Below are 15,045 nucleotides of genomic sequence, written 5' to 3'. Positions count from 1 at the left end.
CCGCGCGTCCGGCCCGCTGACGGGTCAGGGCGTGGGGCGGCCCGTCGCCACGGCGTAGAAGGCCACTGCCGCCGCCGCGCCCACGTTCAGGGAGTCGACGCCGTGCGCCATCGGGATGCGCACCCATTCGTCGGCGGCGACCAGGGCCTGCCGTGACAGTCCTTCGCCCTCGGCGCCGAGCATCAGGGCGACGCGCTCCATGCGGTGGGGGGCGGCCTCGTCGAGGGTCTTGGCCTTCTCGTCCGGGGTGAGGGCGAGCAGGTTGAAGCCCGCCTCGCGCACCCCCTCCAGGCCCTTGGGCCAGGAGTCCAGACGGGCGTACGGCACGGAGAAGACCGCGCCCATGGAGACCTTCACCGAGCGGCGGTAGAGGGGGTCGGCGCAGTCCGGGGAGAGCAGGACGGCGTCCATGCCGAGGGCGGCCGCCGAGCGGAATATCGCGCCGATGTTCGTATGGTCGTTGACGGCTTCCATCACGGCCACGCGGCGGTGGGTCCGCAGGAGTTCACCGGCCGTGGGCAGCGGCTTGCGCTGCATGGAGGCGAGGGCGCCGCGGTGCACGTGGTAGCCGGTGACCCGCTCGGCGAGTTCGGGGCTGACCGCGTAGACCGGGGCGGGCACCTCGTCGATGACGTCGCGCATGACGTCCACCCACTTGGCGGAGAGCAGCATCGACCGCATCTCGTAGCCGGCGAGCTTGGCGCGCCGGATCACCTTCTCGCCCTCGGCGATGAACAGGCCTTCGGCGGGCTCGCGCCTGCGGCGCAGCTCGACGTCGGTCAGGCCGGTGTAGTCGCGCAGGCGCGGGTCGTCCGGGTCCTCGATGGTTTCGATGCTGCTGAGATCGGCCACAGGGTGATACTGCCTTGTCCAGGGGGTGGTGCCAACGGCAGCGGGAGGGGTCCGTTACCGCTGGTTACGGTTATGGGTTCCGGGGCTCGTGGGCTTCGGTGTCCGCGGTGCCGGCGGCGCCCACGGCCACCACGTCGCCGACGACGATGACCGCCGGGGGCTTCACCTCGTGGGTGCGCACGGCCTCGGCGACCGTGGCCAGGGTGGCGTCGACGCGGCGCTGGGCGGCCGTCGTGCCCTCCTGGATCAGTGCGACGGGGGTGTCGGCGGGCTTGCCGTGGGCGGTCAGCGCCTCGGCGATCCGGCCGATCTTGTCGACGCCCATCAGGATGACGAGGGTGCCGCGCAGCTTGGCCAGGGCGGGCCAGTCGACGAGCGAGCGCTCGTCGTCGGGGGCCACGTGGCCGCTGACCACGGTGAACTCATGGGCCACGCCCCGGTGCGTGACCGGGATGCCCGCGGCGCTCGGCACCGAGATCGAGCTGGAGATGCCGGGCACCACGGTGCAGGGGATGCCCGCTTCGGCCAGGGCCTGTAGCTCCTCCATGCCGCGGCCGAAGACGTAGGGGTCGCCGCCCTTGAGGCGGACCACCGTCCTGCCCTGCTTGGCGTGCTCGATCAGCGCGTTGTTGATGGCTTCCTGCGCCATGAAGCGGCCGTACGGGATCTTCGCCGCGTCGATCACCTCGACGTGCGGCGGCAGCTCGGCGAGCAGGTCGCGCGGGCCCAGGCGGTCGGCGATGACCACGTCCGCCTCGGCCAGGAGCCTGCGGCCGCGGACCGTGATCAGGTCCGGGTCGCCGGGGCCGCCGCCGACGAGGGAGACGGCGCCGGTGACCGGGGTCTCCCCCGCGCGGTCGGAGCCGATGGCCCGGGGGCGGCGGTGGTGCGGGGCCACCAGGGTGCCGTCGCGCAGGCCCTCCACCACGGCGTCGCGGATGGCGGCGGTGTGGCGGGGGTCGCGCTCCTTGGCGTCCGTGGTGAGGACGGCGACGGTCACGCCGGCGCTGTGGCCGGTGGCCGGGGTCCAGGCGGTGGCCTCGTCGGCGTCGTCGGAGCGGACGCACCAGACGCGGTTCCGCTCCGCCTCGGCGGACGCCAGGGTGTTGGCCTCGGGGTCGCTGGTGGAGATCAGGGCGTACCAGGCGTCGGTGAGGTCGCCCTCCTCGTACCTGCGCCGGTGCCAGGTGATCTCTCCTCCGGTCGCCATCGCCTCCACCGACGGGGTGGCGGACGGCGAGACGAGGTGGACGTCCGCGCCCGCCGCGACGAGGGCGGGCAGACGGCGCTGGGCCACCTGCCCCGCGCCGAGGACCACGACGCGGCGGCCGGTGAGGCGGAGGCCTACGGGGTAGGCGGGGTGTACGGCCATGGCGGTGCGGCTCCTCGTCGGGGCGGGACAGTGGGCGCTACTGCTCTGGAGCGGCCCTGACGTGCGGATTTTAGAGGTGGCATCAGCGTACGGCGGGAGCGGGGGCACGGGCGGGGCGGGCGCGGGTGCGCCCGCGCCCCTGGCAGGGGCTCGGGGCAGGAGCGTGCCCCTGCCCCGCCCGGTGCCGCGCTACTTCTCCGTGACGCCCGCCGAGTCGAACGTGGCCACCTCGTGCATCGCCCGTGCCGCGCTCTGCACGACCGGCAGGGCCAGGAGGGCGCCGGTGCCCTCGCCCAGGCGGAGGTCGAGGTCCACCAGGGGGCGCAGGCCGAGCTTGTTCAGGGCGGCCACGTGGCCGGGCTCGGCGCTGCGGTGGCCCGCGATGCAGGCGGCGAGGACCTCGGGGGCGATGGCGCGGGCCACCAGGGCCGCCGCGCCGGCGCTGACGCCGTCCAGGATCACCGGGGTGCGCAGGGAGGCGCCGCCGAGGAGCAGGCCCACCATCGCCGCGTGCTCCAGGCCGCCGATGGCCGCGAGGACGCCGATGGGGTCGGCCGGGTCCGGCTGGTGCAGGTCGAGCGCGCGGCGGACGACCTCGACCTTGCGGGCGTGCATCTCGTCGTTGATGCCGGTGCCGCGGCCGGTGACCTCAAGGGGGTCGGTGTCGGTGTAGACGGAGATCAGGGCCGCGGACGCGGTGGTGTTGGCGATGCCCATCTCACCGGTCAGGAGGGCCTTGTTGCCCGCCGCGACCAGGTCGCGGGCCGTCTCGATGCCGACCTCGACGGCGGCCTTGACCTCCTCGCGGGTCAGGGCGGGGCCCGTGGTCATGTCGGCCGTGCCGGGCCTGATCTTGCGGGGCAGCAGGCCGGGCGTCGCCGGGAGTTCACTGGCCACACCGACGTCGATGACGCAGACCTCGGCGCCGACCTGGGTGGCGAAGGCGTTGCAGACGGCGCCGCCGCCCAGGAAGTTGGCGACCATCTGCCCGGTCACCTCCTGCGGCCAGGCCGTGACGCCCTGGGCGTGCACGCCGTGGTCGCCCGCGAAGATCGCGACGGCGGCGGGCTCCGGGATCGGCGGCGGGCACATCCGGGACAGGCCGGACAGCTGCGCGGAGATGATCTCGAGCATGCCGAGCGCCCCCGCGGGCTTGGTCATGCGCTTCTGGCGGTCCCAGGCCTCGCCGAGCGCCTTGGCGTCCAGCGGGCGGATGTTGCCGACGGTCTCGGCGAGCAGGTCGTGCGGGTCCTCGCCGGGCAGCGCGCGGCGGCCGTACGTCTCCTCGTGGACGACCCACGACAGGGGGCGGCGCTTCGACCAGCCCGCCTGCATCAGCTCGGGCTCGTCGGGGAACTCGTCGACGTAGCCGACGCAGAGGTACGCCACGACCTCGAGGTGCTCGGGCAGGCCCAGGGTGCGGACCATCTCGCGCTCGTCGAAGAAGCTGACCCAGCCGACGCCGAGGCCCTCGGCGCGGGCCGCGAGCCACAGGTTCTCCACCGCGAGCGCGGAGGAATACGGGGCCATCTGCGGCTGGGTGTGGCGGCCCAGGGTGTGGCGGCCGCCGCGGGTGGGGTCGGCGGTGACGACGATGTTCACCGGGGTGTCGAGGATGGCCTCGATCTTCAGTTCCTTGAACTGCTTGGCGCGGCCCTTGGGCAGCGACTTCGCGTACGCCTCGCGCTGGCGCTGGGCCAGTTCGTGCATGGTGCGGCGGGTCTCGGCGGAGCGGATGACCACGAAGTCCCAGGGCTGGGAGTGGCCCACGGACGGCGCCGTGTGGGCCGCCTCAAGGACGCGGAGCAGCACCTCGTGCGGGATGGGGTCGCTGCGGAAGCCGTTGCGGATGTCGCGGCGCTCGCGCATGACGCGCAGGACGGCCTCGCGCTCGGCGTCGGCGTAGCCCTGGGCGGGCGGGTCAAGGGGGGTCTCGGGCTCGACCGGCACCGCGGAGTCGGCCGGGAGGGGCTCGGCGAGGTCGGACTCGTCCTGGATCTGCGGGACGGCGAATTCCTCGGGGCCTTCGGGGCCCTCCACGAGGGGCAGGCCGGTGACGTCCTCGGGGCCCGTGGGGGCGGCGAGGCCCGGGGCCTGGGCTGCGGGGTCGGTCGGTTCGGCCGGGTGAGGTGCGTGCATCGGCTCGTCGGGGTCGGCCGTCTCCTGGGCGGGCGGCAGCTGGCCGTCCGCCGCGGCGACGGATGCGGGTGCCGCGGTGGCGGCGGGAGCGGCGGTGGGCCGGTCGCCGTCGCGGGGTGCGGGCACGGTGGGTACGGGCTGCTCCCCGGGCTCGGCGTGCGCCTCGGGGGCGGGGAGGGCTTCGGGGGCCGCGGGGACGGGCCGCTGCCCCGGCGCGCCCTCCTCGGCGTCCGGCAGCTCCGCGTCCGCCGGCTCGGCCGCCGGTACGAGGGCGGGGGGCGCGGGGGCGTCCGGTGCGGCCTGGCCCTGGGCCGCGGCGTCCGGGCCCGGGGCGGCCGCGGCGGGAGGCTGCTGCGCGGCCGTCTCGTCCGGCTGCTGCGGAGCGAAGTACTCCGGGGGTACGGCGACCGGGCGCGGCGGCGTCGGCGCCAGGTGCGGGGTGGTCGGGACCGAGCCCTCGACCGGCACGAACTGGCCGAGGGGCGAGGGCACTCGCGCGTCCGGGCCGGGCGCGGCCGGGGGCAGCTGCGCGCCCGCCTCGGGCCACGGCTGGGCGGCGTCGGGAGCCTGCGGGGTGACGGCGGCGGCCTCGGGCTGCGCGACCGCCGGGGGCACGGCCGGCGCGCCGGCGAACGGGGCCTGGTCGTCGGCGAACGGGGGCTCGTCGTCGACGAAGGTCATGGGAGGCGGCACCGGGACACCCCCCGCGACCCGGACGGTGACGGCCTCGGCGGCGTCGGGCGCGGCCACGGCGTCCAGCCCGTCCGTACCGTCCGCGCCCTCGGCGGCCGCGGCGGCGGCATCGGCCGGGCCGTGCGCGGCGTCCGGAGCGGGCCCGGGCCCGGCGGGGTCGGGAACGGCGGATTGCGCGGGCGCGTCCGCCTCGGGGGCGTGCGGAACAGCGGAATCCGCTGTACCGGGCGCGTCCGGGGCATCGGGCGCGAGGACGGCGCTTGTGGCGCCTTCCGCCTGCGCGGGGCCCGCGATGTGCGCCGACGGCACCTCCTGCGCCCCCTCGGGCGCTGTCGCGTCACCGGCTGCGCCCGATGCCTCGATCGGCTCCGGGACGGCGTCCGCAACGGGCGGCTGGGGCGCGACGGACGCGTTCTCCGGTGCGGGTGTGGCGTCTGTGACGGCGGGGGTGTTCGCGCTGTCGGGGGCCTCTGCGGCCATGGCGACATGCGTGGCGTCAGTGGTGTCCGTGACGTCCGTGGTGTTGGAGGCGTCTGTGACATCGGAGGCGCCCGGGGTCTGCGAGGCCTGTGCGGCCTGTGCGGCCTGTGCGCCGTCCGAGCTGCCCGGGGCAGCCGGGGCGGCCGAGGCTGTCGGGTCTGCGGGGGCTGCCGGGTCTGCGGGGGCAGCAGGGGCAGCCAGGGCCTCCGGGTCTCCCGTGACCTCAGCAGCCTCAGAAGCCTCCGTGACCTCCGTGGCCTCTGGGACGACCGTTTCTGCAACCGCCCCCTGGGGGTCCTGCACCGGCGTGACCGGGGCCTGCTGGGGCTGCGCGCCCCAGGGCATCGCGCCCTGCGGAGGGATCTCGCCGAGCTGCGGGCCGGGCAGCACGCCCGTGTCCTCGCGCGGGACGTCCAGGTACTCGGGGCCGCTGGTGGGCGGTCCTGGCTGGCGTACGGGCACGGCGTGCGGCGCGGCGCCCGCGGGGCCGCGGTCGGCCAGGGAGAGCACGGGGCTCGCGGCGCCGTCGGGGACGGCGGGCGCGGCCGGGCCGCGGTGCAGCGGGCGGCGGGCGGAGCCGTGGTGCGACGCGGGCGTGTGCGCGGGGCCCGAGGGCAGCGGAACGCCGGTCAGGTCGACGGAGCCGCTGTCCCGGCCCGCCGTCTCGTGCGGCCCGGGCTGGTGGGCGGCCTGCTCCTGGGCGAAGGAGGCAGGGGCCGCGACGGGCTGCGCCTGGGCTTCCTGAACCGCCTGCGCCTGATCCGGCCGGACCTGGTCGGGCTCGGCCTGAGCCGCGGGCACCTGCTCAGCGGGGCCCTGCCCTGTCGGAACCTGCCCGGCGGCCGCCGCGGCCTGACCGACCGGCACCTGGACCTGGGCCGGGACCTGGGGCGCCGCGGCCGCCTGGCCGAACGCCGCGGGGGCGCCCTGCGGCTGCGCGAACTGCGCCGACACGGCGCCCGGCTGAGCGGGCACGCCCGGCGCGCCGCCCTGCATGCCCTGTGGCTGCTGCGCGATGCCGGGCTGCGCGGCCTGCGCCTCGCTCCACGCGCCCTGGGCACCCGGCATCAGCAGCAGGTCGTCGTCCTCGGCGGGGTGCTCGGAGGGGTCGAGGAAGGTGTAGGGGTCCGGCGCGGGGACGCCCGACTGCTCCACCATGCCTGCGCTCTCCGGCAACCCCTCGCCCGGGACCTGGCCGGTGTCGGTCATGCGTACCCCTCGCCCATCGGTTAGTCCTTCTGTGACCGCCCGTCATCCACAACGGGCTCGCGAGCCGCACGGCAACGCGCCGCGTACGGACCACAAGGCATTGTCGCGGTTGCTCCGCCACCGCGGCAGCGTGATCGGCCACGGTCCGCTGTGGACTGCGCCACGTCGCGCGTCCAGCGGCCCCGCCGTACCACACGCACCCCCCAAGACGGGCGAGCTTTCCGGACCTTGACCAAGGAATCACCGGGCACCCGGGTGCGGTACAACGATCGGCCAGCCTACCGCGCACGGCGCGGTAGGAGGGCCGCCAGGGTCACGCGGTGCGGTCGAGAAGCAGCCCGGAGAGCAGGAAGACGACGGTCCGCTTCCGCTCCGTCCAGGCGCGGGTGTCGAGCTCGACGGATTGCAGGAGGGCGCACTCGACGGCGTATCCGTGCTCCGAAAGGTTCCGGCCGAGGAGTTCGGCGGCGTCGCGGGTGGCGGCGTGGGTGACGATGCGCTCCGGGCGCCGGTCGGCGACGGCGGACACCACCGCCGCTCCCCCGCCGCCGACGCGTACGACGTCGGGCTCGGGGAGGCTTTCGAGGATGTGCGGCGCGGTGCCGTGCACGATGTGGGCCTGCACGCCGAAGCGGCGCGCGACGGCCGTGGCGCGGCCACAGGCGTCCGGGTCGCGGTCCACGGCGATGACGGCGGCCCCGAAGCGCGCGGCCTCGGCGGCGAACGCGCCGCTGCCGCAGCCGATGTCCCAGACCAGGTCGCCCACGCGCGGGCCGAGGCGGGCGAGTTGGGCGGCGCGGATGCGGTCGGTCTCGCCCTCGCCCAGCTCGTGCTCGCCGCCGTACGCGGCGGCGGGCAGGGCCCAGCCGCGCGGGTCCGTGCCGGGGTCGCGGCCCGCGATCCAGCCGCTGTCGTGGGCGACGGAGCCACCGATGACGATGACGACGTTGGGGTCGCGCCAGGTGTGGTCGGCGGCCTTGTCGGAGGTGACGACGGAGACCTGCTCCCGCTCGGTGCCCAGTTCCTCGCAGATGACGAAGGTGCGGTGGACGCCGTCCAGGAGCAGGCCCAGCTCCGCGGGCCCGGCGCCGGGCGAGGTGAGCACGGCCACCTTGCCGTGCGCGCGGCAGACGTTCACGGCGCGGCGCAGCGTGCGCCGGTGGGCGACCACGACCTGGGCGTCGTCCCAGGGCATGCCGGCGCGGGCGAAGGCCTGGGCGACGGAGGACACGCCGGGTACGACCTCGACCTCCAGGCCGAACTCGGGGGCGCGCAGGGTGCGGACGACACCGAAGAAGCCGGGGTCGCCGTCCGCGAGGACGACCGCCGTGCCGCGGTGGGCGGCGATGCGGCGGGCGGCGAGGGAGACGCTGCCGAGGCGGATGCGTTCGGCCGTCGGGGGGACCTCGGGAAGTGCGAGGTGGTGGGCGGCGCCCGCCACGAGTGTCGCGGCGCTCAGGGCGGAGCGTGCCGCGGTGGTCAGCGGCGAGCCGTCCCAGCCGATCACCGTGACCCGGTCGGCCATCGTCGTCTGTCTCCTGGGGTCGCGGATCGTCGAGGGGGAGGCCGGTGGGTGCGGCCCGAGGGGAGCGTACCTGCTGACGCCGCACCCGGACGCCGGTGGACCGGCGAGACCCGGAGACGGACGGCCGGCGACGGCGCCACAGCGGCCCCAGCGACACCCGGAGACGAACAGCCGACGACGGTGCCGCAGTGGATCCAGCCCGTCCGGCGCTTGAGGACGAGGCCGCAGGCCGATGCGCCGCCCACGCCGCCCGAGGCGCTAGTTCCAGTCCGAGAACGCCGTCAGGTGCTCCGTGACGCCTTCGAGGTCCTCCGGCAGGAGGCTCCACACGATGAGGTCGGTGCGCAGGTCGATCCAGCCGCCGAGGGGGTCGCCGCCGTTTCTGACCCGCGCTATCCAGGCGCCGCGCAGGACGCCCTCGCTGATACAGCCGATCTTCTGCGCGACCTGCTGGGCCGCGGTGTTGTCGGCGGCGGTGCGCAGCTCGATGCGCTCGAACTTCTGGTCGTGGAACAGCCACTGGGCGGTGGCGAGCGCGGCCTCGGACGCGTAGCCCTCGCCGCGGGCCCAGGGCGCGGTCACGTAGTTCAGCTCGCTGGAGCGCACCCGCCAGTCGGTGCGGCGCAGCTGGACCGTGCCCACCAGGCGCTGGGTGAGGAACTCGGTGACGGCGAGGGAGATGCCGCGCCCGGCGGCCCGCTCGGCGGGGGCGAGGTCGGTGATCCAGGCGCGCGCGTCCGCCTCGGTGTAGGGCTGGGGCACGGCGGTCCAGGCGGTGACCAGCTCGTCGTTCATCATCTCCGCGTACGCGGGGACGTCCGCCTCGTCGAGAGGGCGCAGCACCAACCGCTCCGTGCTGATGGAGATGTCGGGGAACCCCGAGGAGCCTGTGGGGGCTGTAGTCATGCGCCGCTCCGTAACCTTCATGGGCCTGTCGCTCCCTGAACCGTCGTGGCCCTGGGGGACCTTCAGGCCTGCTGAAGTGTTCAGCATGCAGCATGCTGACGGGGCGTCGCACCACGGGGTCCTCTCCGCGTCGCGAAGAGGACCCCGTGTGTGTGGCGAGGGCGCTGATGCGTGTCAGCCCGCCGTGACGGGCAGCACCGACCCCTTGTACTCGTCCTCGATGAACTTCTTCACCTCGGGTGACCTCAGGAGCTTGGCGAGCTTCCGTACCCGGGGGTCGTCCTCGTCGCCCTTCTTCACGGCGAGGACGTTGTTGTACGGGTTGTCCTTCACCGACTCCAGGAGGACGGCGTCCTTCTTGGGGCTCAGGCCCGCGTCGAGCGCGAAGTTGTTGTTGATGACGGCCGCGTCGACGTCCTTCAGGGAGCGCGGCAGCTGCGCGGGCTCCAGGGGCTTGATGGTGAGCTTCTTCGGGTTGGCCGCGATGTCCTCGGGGGTGGCGTTCGCGCCCGCGCCCTTCTTCAGCTCGATCACGCCCTTGGAGGCGAGCAGCTGGAGCGCCCGGCCTTCGTTGGTGGTGTCGTTCGGGACGGCGACGACGGCTCCGGAGCGGAGCCGGGTGACGTCGTCGAGCTTCTTGCTGCCGTCGGCATAGACACCCATCGGCGGCAGATAGACCTCGGTCACCGGCACCAGGTCCGTCTTCTTGGAGGCGTTGAAGTCCTTCAAGTACGGGGTGTGCTGGTAGAGGTTGGCGTCGAGGGAGCCCTCCTGGAGGGCGGTGTTCGGCGTCACGTAGTCCGTGAACTCGCGGACCTGGAGGTCGAGGCCCGCCTTCTTCGCCAGGTGCTCCTGGATGTACGCGAGGACCTCACCGGCCGGGGTCGGGGTGGCCCCGACGACGAGCGTGTCGCCGTCGGAGCCGGAGTCCGAGCCGCAGGCGGTCAGGCCGAGCGCCAGGGCCAGGGCCCCGGCCGCCACGGCTGTGCCCGGCGCCCGCATGTCAGAAGGCCGCGACGATGGAGCCGTCGTACTTGTCGTCGATGAACTTCTTGACCTCGGGCGAGGTGAGGAGCTTGGCGAGCTTCTTCACGCGCGGGTCGTCCTCGTTGCCCTTCTTCACGGCGAGGAAGTTGCCGTAGGGGTTGCCCTTGGCCTTCTCGGCGGCGAGGGCGTCCTTGGCGGGGCTGAGGTCGGCCTCCAGGGCGTAGTTGCCGTTGATCACCGCGGCGTCGACGTCCTTGATGGTGCGCGGCAGGGCCGCGGCCTCCAGCTCCTTGAAGTTCAGGCGCTTCGGGTTGGACGCGATGTCCTTGGGGGTGGCCTCGAAGCCGACGCCTTCCTTGAGCTTGATGACGCCGTTGTCCGCGAGGAGCTTCAGGGCGCGCGCCTCATTGGTGGTGTCGTTCGGGATGGCGACCGTCGCGCCCTTCTTGAGGTCGTCGAGCTTCTCGATCTTCTTCGAGTAGATGCCCAGCGGTTCCAGGTGCACCGTGCCGTTCGGGACGGGGACGATGTCCGTCCCGTTCTTCTTGTTGAAGTCGTCCAGGTACGGCTTGTGCTGGAAGTAGTTCGCGAAGACCTCACCCTGCTGCGTCGCCGTGTTCGGCGTGACGTAGTCGGTGAACTCCTTGACCTCCAGGTCGAGGCCCGCCTTCTTCGCCAGGTTCTTCTTGACGAAGTCGAGGATCTGGCCCTGGGGGGTCGGGGTCGCGGCGACGACGAGCGCGCCGTCCTTGTCCCCGGCGGAGCCCTTGTCTGAGCCGCAGGCGGTGAGTCCCAGGGTGAGGGCTCCGGCGGTCAGGACAGCAGCGGTGATCTTGGTGGTGTTACGCACGAAAAGTGCCTTTCTCCATGGGTGGTACACGCCCGCGGCGGGGCCGCGGGGTGGTGCTGGGTGCCGCTGGGCGAACTCAGCGAACTCTGGGGGCTCAGGAAGCCTTGGCGGGCTCGGCCTCGGCCGTGACGGTCTTCGGGGCCTTGTCGCGGAGCAGCTTCAGGCGCGGCGCGGCTCCGGAGTGGCTGCCGCGCCGGTGCAGCCTGCGGGCGGCGTAGTCACCGGCGAACTGGATGATCGAGATGACCACGGCGAGGATGCCGACGGTGATCCACATCAGATCGGTCTCGAAGCGCTGGTAGCCGTAGCGGACCGCGAGGTCGCCGAGGCCGCCGGCGCCGACGGTGCCGGTGATCGCCGAGTAGCCGATGAGGGCGACGACGGTCGTGGTGGCGCTGGAGATCAGCGACGGCAGCGACTCGGGCACGAGGACCTTGCGGACCACGGTCCAGGTGTTGCCGCCCATCGACTGCACGGCCTCCACCAGGCCGTGGTCGACCTCGCGCACGGCCGTCTCGACCAGGCGGGCGAAGAACGGTATGGCGCTGATCGCGAGCGGCACGATCGCCGCCTCACGGCCGATGGTGGTGCCGACGATGGAGCGCGTGAAGCCCATCAGGGCGACCATGAGGATGATGAACGGCATCGAGCGGCCGATGTTCACGACCTGCCCGATCACCTTGTTCACCACGACGTTCTGGAGCAGGCCGCCGCGGTCGGTGAGCACCAGGAGCAGGCCGAGCGGCAGGCCGGCGGCGACGGCGATGAGCGCCGACCAGCCGACCATGTAGAGGGTGTCCCAACAGGCCTGCTCCAGCAGGGGCTGCATCTCGTCCCAGGTCACTTGGCACCTTCCTTCACCAGCACGGAGTCCTGCGGCGCGGGCGTGTCCTGCCCGGCGACGTCGACCTGGAGGCCCTGCTCGCGCAGGAAGCCGATGGGCACGACGTTCTCCTCGAAGCGGCCGGGCAGCTCGATGCGCATGCGGCCGACCTGCTTGCCCGCGACGGTGTCCATGGCGGCGCCGAGGATCGAGATGTCGATGTTGTACGTGCGCGACAGCTGGGAGATCACCGGCTGCGTCGCGGCCTCGCCGTGGAAGGTGACGTCGACGACGGTGCGGTGGTCGCCGGACGCGGCGCCGCTGAGCGGGAACAGCGCGGCGGCGAGCTGGGAGCCGGGCGTGGCGAGCAGTTCGCTGACGGTGCCGGACTCCACGATCTGGCCGCGCTCCATCAGGGCGGCCGAGTCGCAGACGGTCTTGACGACGTCCATCTCGTGCGTGATGAGCAGGACGGTCAGGCCGAGCTGCTGGTTGAGGTCGCGCAGGAGCTGGAGGATGGAGCGGGTGGTCTCCGGGTCGAGGGCGCTGGTGGCCTCGTCGGAGAGCAGCACCTTCGGGTCGCCTGCGAGGGCGCGGGCGATGCCGACGCGCTGCTTCTGGCCGCCGGAGAGCTGCGCCGGGTAGGCCTTGGCCTTGTCGGCGAGGCCGACGAGGTCGAGCAGTTCGAGGGCCTTGCGGGTGCGCTCCTTGCCGGAAAGGCCGAGGATTTCGAGCGGCAGCTCGATGTTGGCCTGCACGGTGCGCGAGGACAGCAGGTTGAAGTGCTGGAAGACCATGCCGATGCGGCTGCGGGCGGCCCGCAGTTCCCGGCCCGCGCGCGGGCCGCGTCCGGCGAGGGCGGTGAGGTCCTGGCCCGCCACCGTCACGGTGCCGGAGCTGGGGCGCTCCAGGAGGTTCACGCAGCGGATGAGCGAGGACTTGCCGGCGCCGGACTGGCCGATGACGCCGTACACCTCGCCTTCGCGCACGTGGAGGTCGACTCCGTCGAGGGCGGTTACTTCACGACCGCGTGAGCGGTAGACCTTGGTCAGGCCGGAAGTGGTGATCACTGGGTTTCCGTCACTGTCGAGTGCGCGGCGCACGGTGTCGCCGGGGCACGGGGCATTCGTTCGGAACGCGGCACGGCTCTCGCGGTGGCGGTGGAACCGGAGGACGTGTGCGCGGGGGCTGGCTCGCTCCCTCCGCGTGGCTCAGGGAGCGGGACACGGGGGGCGGGGCACGGCGGCTTCGCTTCGGGGCGCGAGGCTCAGTGGTACAGGGGCCCTCAGAAGGCGCACATTCGACACATACAACGAGCACCGGGCGTCGTCATCGCCTCGGTCGCAAGGGTGCGGCTGCTCGTCGTGGTCATGCGGACAGTAAAACACGCGGGCGGCGCCGCACCGCCACCACTGTCCGAATAGCGGACGCACGATGTCCGGCAGCCGGACGTCCGGGGACGCCTCAAAGGCCCCTTCGGACGCGGGCGGCGATCTCCACCCCACCCGTGGTGGCCTGCGCCGACACCTCCGAGAGGTCCTTCACGAGCACATCGGCGGACAGCTCGGCCGCGGGGTGCGTTGTGGTCAACGCCACGGTGGTCATGCCCGCGGCCCGGCCTGCCGTGAGACCCGAGGGGGCGTCCTCGAAGACCACGCAGCGCGCCGGGTCGACGCCGAGCGTGCGCGCGGCGAGGAGGAAGGGCTCCGGGTCGGGCTTGCCCCGGGTGATGTCGTCGGCGGCGATCAGCGTCTTGGGGCGGATGCCCACCTCGTCGAGGCGGGCCTCGGCCAGGCGGCGGGTGGCGGAGGTGACCACGGCCCAGCGCTCGGGCGGCAGCGTGGCGAGCAGGTCGAGGGTGCCGGGCAGCGCGACGACGCCGCCCGCGACGTCGGAGACCTCCAGCTCCTCGATCCGCGCGACCGCCTCCGCGACCCGCTCGGCCGGCAGCAGGTCGGCGACGATCTCGGCGGCGGGGCGCCCGTGCAGCTCGACACGGCCGAAGTCCTCGGCGGTGATCCCGTACTCGCCCGCCCAGCGCGTCCAGCAGCGCATGACCGACTCCATCGAGGAGATCAGGGTGCCGTCGTTGTCGAACAGGAGCGCTTCGGCCCGGATCGTGTGGGGGTCAGCCTGGATGTTCATGGTGATCGACGATACGTGGGCCGCCCCCGGCGGGCCCCGGGCCCCCGGGCCCGAGCGCATCGGGCCTTTTGGCCCGTAATAGGGTCTCGGCATGCTTGTTGCCCTGACCGTCGCGACCTCCGTGGCCGCGCTCGCGCTCGCGGCCTGGTGCGGCTTCGCCGCCTACCGGGACCAGCCGACGAAGGACTGGCACTTCATCGGCATGGGCGTGGTCACCCTCCTCGCCCTGATCCAGCTGATCGTCGGCATCGTGCAGCTGGCCCGGGGCGAGCACCCGGAGCAGGGCACGACGATCTTCGTGGCGTATCTGATCGGCTCGTTCGCCTGCGTTCCGGCGGCGGGCTTCATGTCGCTCGCGGAGCGCACCCGCTGGGGCTCGGCGACCGTGGCGGCGGGCGGCGTGGTCCTCGCCGTCCTCGAAGTGCGCCTGTACGACATCTGGGGAGGCTGAGGTGGCCGTGACCGAATCCGGATCCGGAGAGGCGCCCGAGCGCGGTGAGCCGGAGCGGCGGAAGCTGATCACCGGCCCCGGCATCCTGCTGGTGTGGCTGTACGGCGTGATGGTGGTCGGCGCCGTGTCCCGCTCGGCGGTGCAGATCTCGACGGACTTCGACAAGGCGCCGCTCGCCTACACCCTGTCGGCGCTCGCCGGCGTGGTCTACGGCTTCATCACGTACTCGCTGGTGCGCGGCGGCGAGACGGCCCGCAGGGCGGCGCTCGTGTGCTGCGCCGCCGAGCTGGTGGGCGTGCTCGGGGTCGGGGCCTGGACCCTCGCGGAGCCGTCCGCCTTCCCGGACGCGACGGTGTGGTCGGACTTCGGCATGGGGTACCTCTTCATCCCCGTGCTGCTTCCGGTGACCGCGATGTACTGGCTGCGCAAGGCCGGGCGCCCGTAAGCGCCCCGAGGGGGCGCGAGGCACTGCGCGACCAGCCCCCACGCGCCCGCGGACGAGACAACCGCACGAAGCGCCTAGGTGTATTGATCACGAGCGTTGTTGACACTGGCCGGGCTTGATCATGGCGAAGGCCCCCGTGTGTGGTGGAGGTGTCGAATCTTCACCGCA

General features: G+C 73.5%; 12 protein-coding genes. 2 read left to right on the top strand and 10 right to left on the bottom strand.

What is annotated here, in order from left to right:
* Positions 1–24 precede the first annotated feature (24 nt).
* The 10 genes from AC07GB_RS26705 to AC07GB_RS26660 all read right to left on the bottom strand — a co-directional run bounded on the left by AC07GB_RS26705 (position 25) and on the right by AC07GB_RS26660 (position 13,981).
* Positions 25–852, bottom strand: a complete 828-nt coding sequence (locus AC07GB_RS26705; RefSeq protein ID WP_478849676.1) for a TrmH family RNA methyltransferase — start codon at positions 850–852, stop codon at positions 25–27.
* 70 nt (positions 853–922) lie between these two features.
* Positions 923–2,224 (bottom strand): uroporphyrinogen-III C-methyltransferase, encoded by a 1,302-nt coding sequence (gene cobA / locus AC07GB_RS26700; protein ID WP_478849674.1) that lies wholly within the window; start codon positions 2,222–2,224, stop codon positions 923–925.
* A 189-nt stretch (positions 2,225–2,413) separates the two neighbouring features.
* On the bottom strand, positions 2,414–6,745 hold the full coding sequence (gene cobT / locus AC07GB_RS26695; RefSeq protein WP_478849672.1) for a nicotinate-nucleotide--dimethylbenzimidazole phosphoribosyltransferase: 4,332 nt from the start codon (positions 6,743–6,745) through the stop codon (positions 2,414–2,416).
* Between the two features lie 313 nt (positions 6,746–7,058).
* Positions 7,059–8,270, bottom strand: a complete 1,212-nt coding sequence (gene cbiE / locus AC07GB_RS26690; RefSeq protein WP_478849670.1) for a precorrin-6y C5,15-methyltransferase (decarboxylating) subunit CbiE — start codon at positions 8,268–8,270, stop codon at positions 7,059–7,061.
* Positions 8,271–8,528: 258 nt separating this feature from the next.
* A complete protein-coding gene (locus AC07GB_RS26685; protein WP_478849668.1) occupies positions 8,529–9,176 on the bottom strand; it encodes a GNAT family N-acetyltransferase in 648 nt (215 codons plus the stop codon).
* A 174-nt stretch (positions 9,177–9,350) separates the two neighbouring features.
* The gene (locus tag AC07GB_RS26680) at positions 9,351–10,178 is read right to left on the bottom strand and encodes a MetQ/NlpA family ABC transporter substrate-binding protein (RefSeq protein ID WP_478849666.1); all 828 of its coding nucleotides are present in this window, start codon (positions 10,176–10,178) and stop codon (positions 9,351–9,353) included.
* A 1-nt stretch (position 10,179) separates the two neighbouring features.
* Positions 10,180–11,013: a MetQ/NlpA family ABC transporter substrate-binding protein gene (locus AC07GB_RS26675; RefSeq protein ID WP_478849664.1), complete on the bottom strand. Its 834-nt coding sequence runs from the start codon at positions 11,011–11,013 to the stop codon at positions 10,180–10,182.
* Between the two features lie 94 nt (positions 11,014–11,107).
* On the bottom strand, positions 11,108–11,857 hold the full coding sequence (locus AC07GB_RS26670; protein WP_478849662.1) for a methionine ABC transporter permease: 750 nt from the start codon (positions 11,855–11,857) through the stop codon (positions 11,108–11,110).
* Positions 11,854–12,906 carry a methionine ABC transporter ATP-binding protein gene (locus tag AC07GB_RS26665; protein WP_478849660.1) on the bottom strand — a complete coding sequence of 351 codons (1,053 nt, stop codon included), beginning with the start codon at positions 12,904–12,906 and terminating at the stop codon, positions 11,854–11,856. Before AC07GB_RS26665 ends, AC07GB_RS26670 begins: the two co-directional genes overlap by 4 nt.
* A gap of 394 nt (positions 12,907–13,300) precedes the next feature.
* Entirely contained in the window at positions 13,301–13,981 is a 681-nt protein-coding gene (locus AC07GB_RS26660) for an HAD family hydrolase (RefSeq protein WP_478849658.1), read from the bottom strand.
* A gap of 91 nt (positions 13,982–14,072) precedes the next feature.
* On the opposite strand from AC07GB_RS26660, the gene AC07GB_RS26655 reads away from it, so the two are divergent.
* Positions 14,073–14,432 (top strand): hypothetical protein, encoded by a 360-nt coding sequence (locus AC07GB_RS26655; RefSeq protein WP_144002436.1) that lies wholly within the window; start codon positions 14,073–14,075, stop codon positions 14,430–14,432.
* Positions 14,433–14,439: 7 nt separating this feature from the next.
* Complete coding sequence (locus AC07GB_RS26650) at positions 14,440–14,877, top strand: hypothetical protein (RefSeq protein ID WP_478849656.1); 438 nt, start codon at positions 14,440–14,442, stop codon at positions 14,875–14,877.
* Positions 14,878–15,045: the final 168 nt, after the last annotated feature.

Source organism: Streptomyces sp. NPDC045778 (assembly GCF_056431945.1).
Note: the sequence above shows the minus strand (reverse complement) of the source record. Positions and strands in the feature narration are given on the sequence as shown.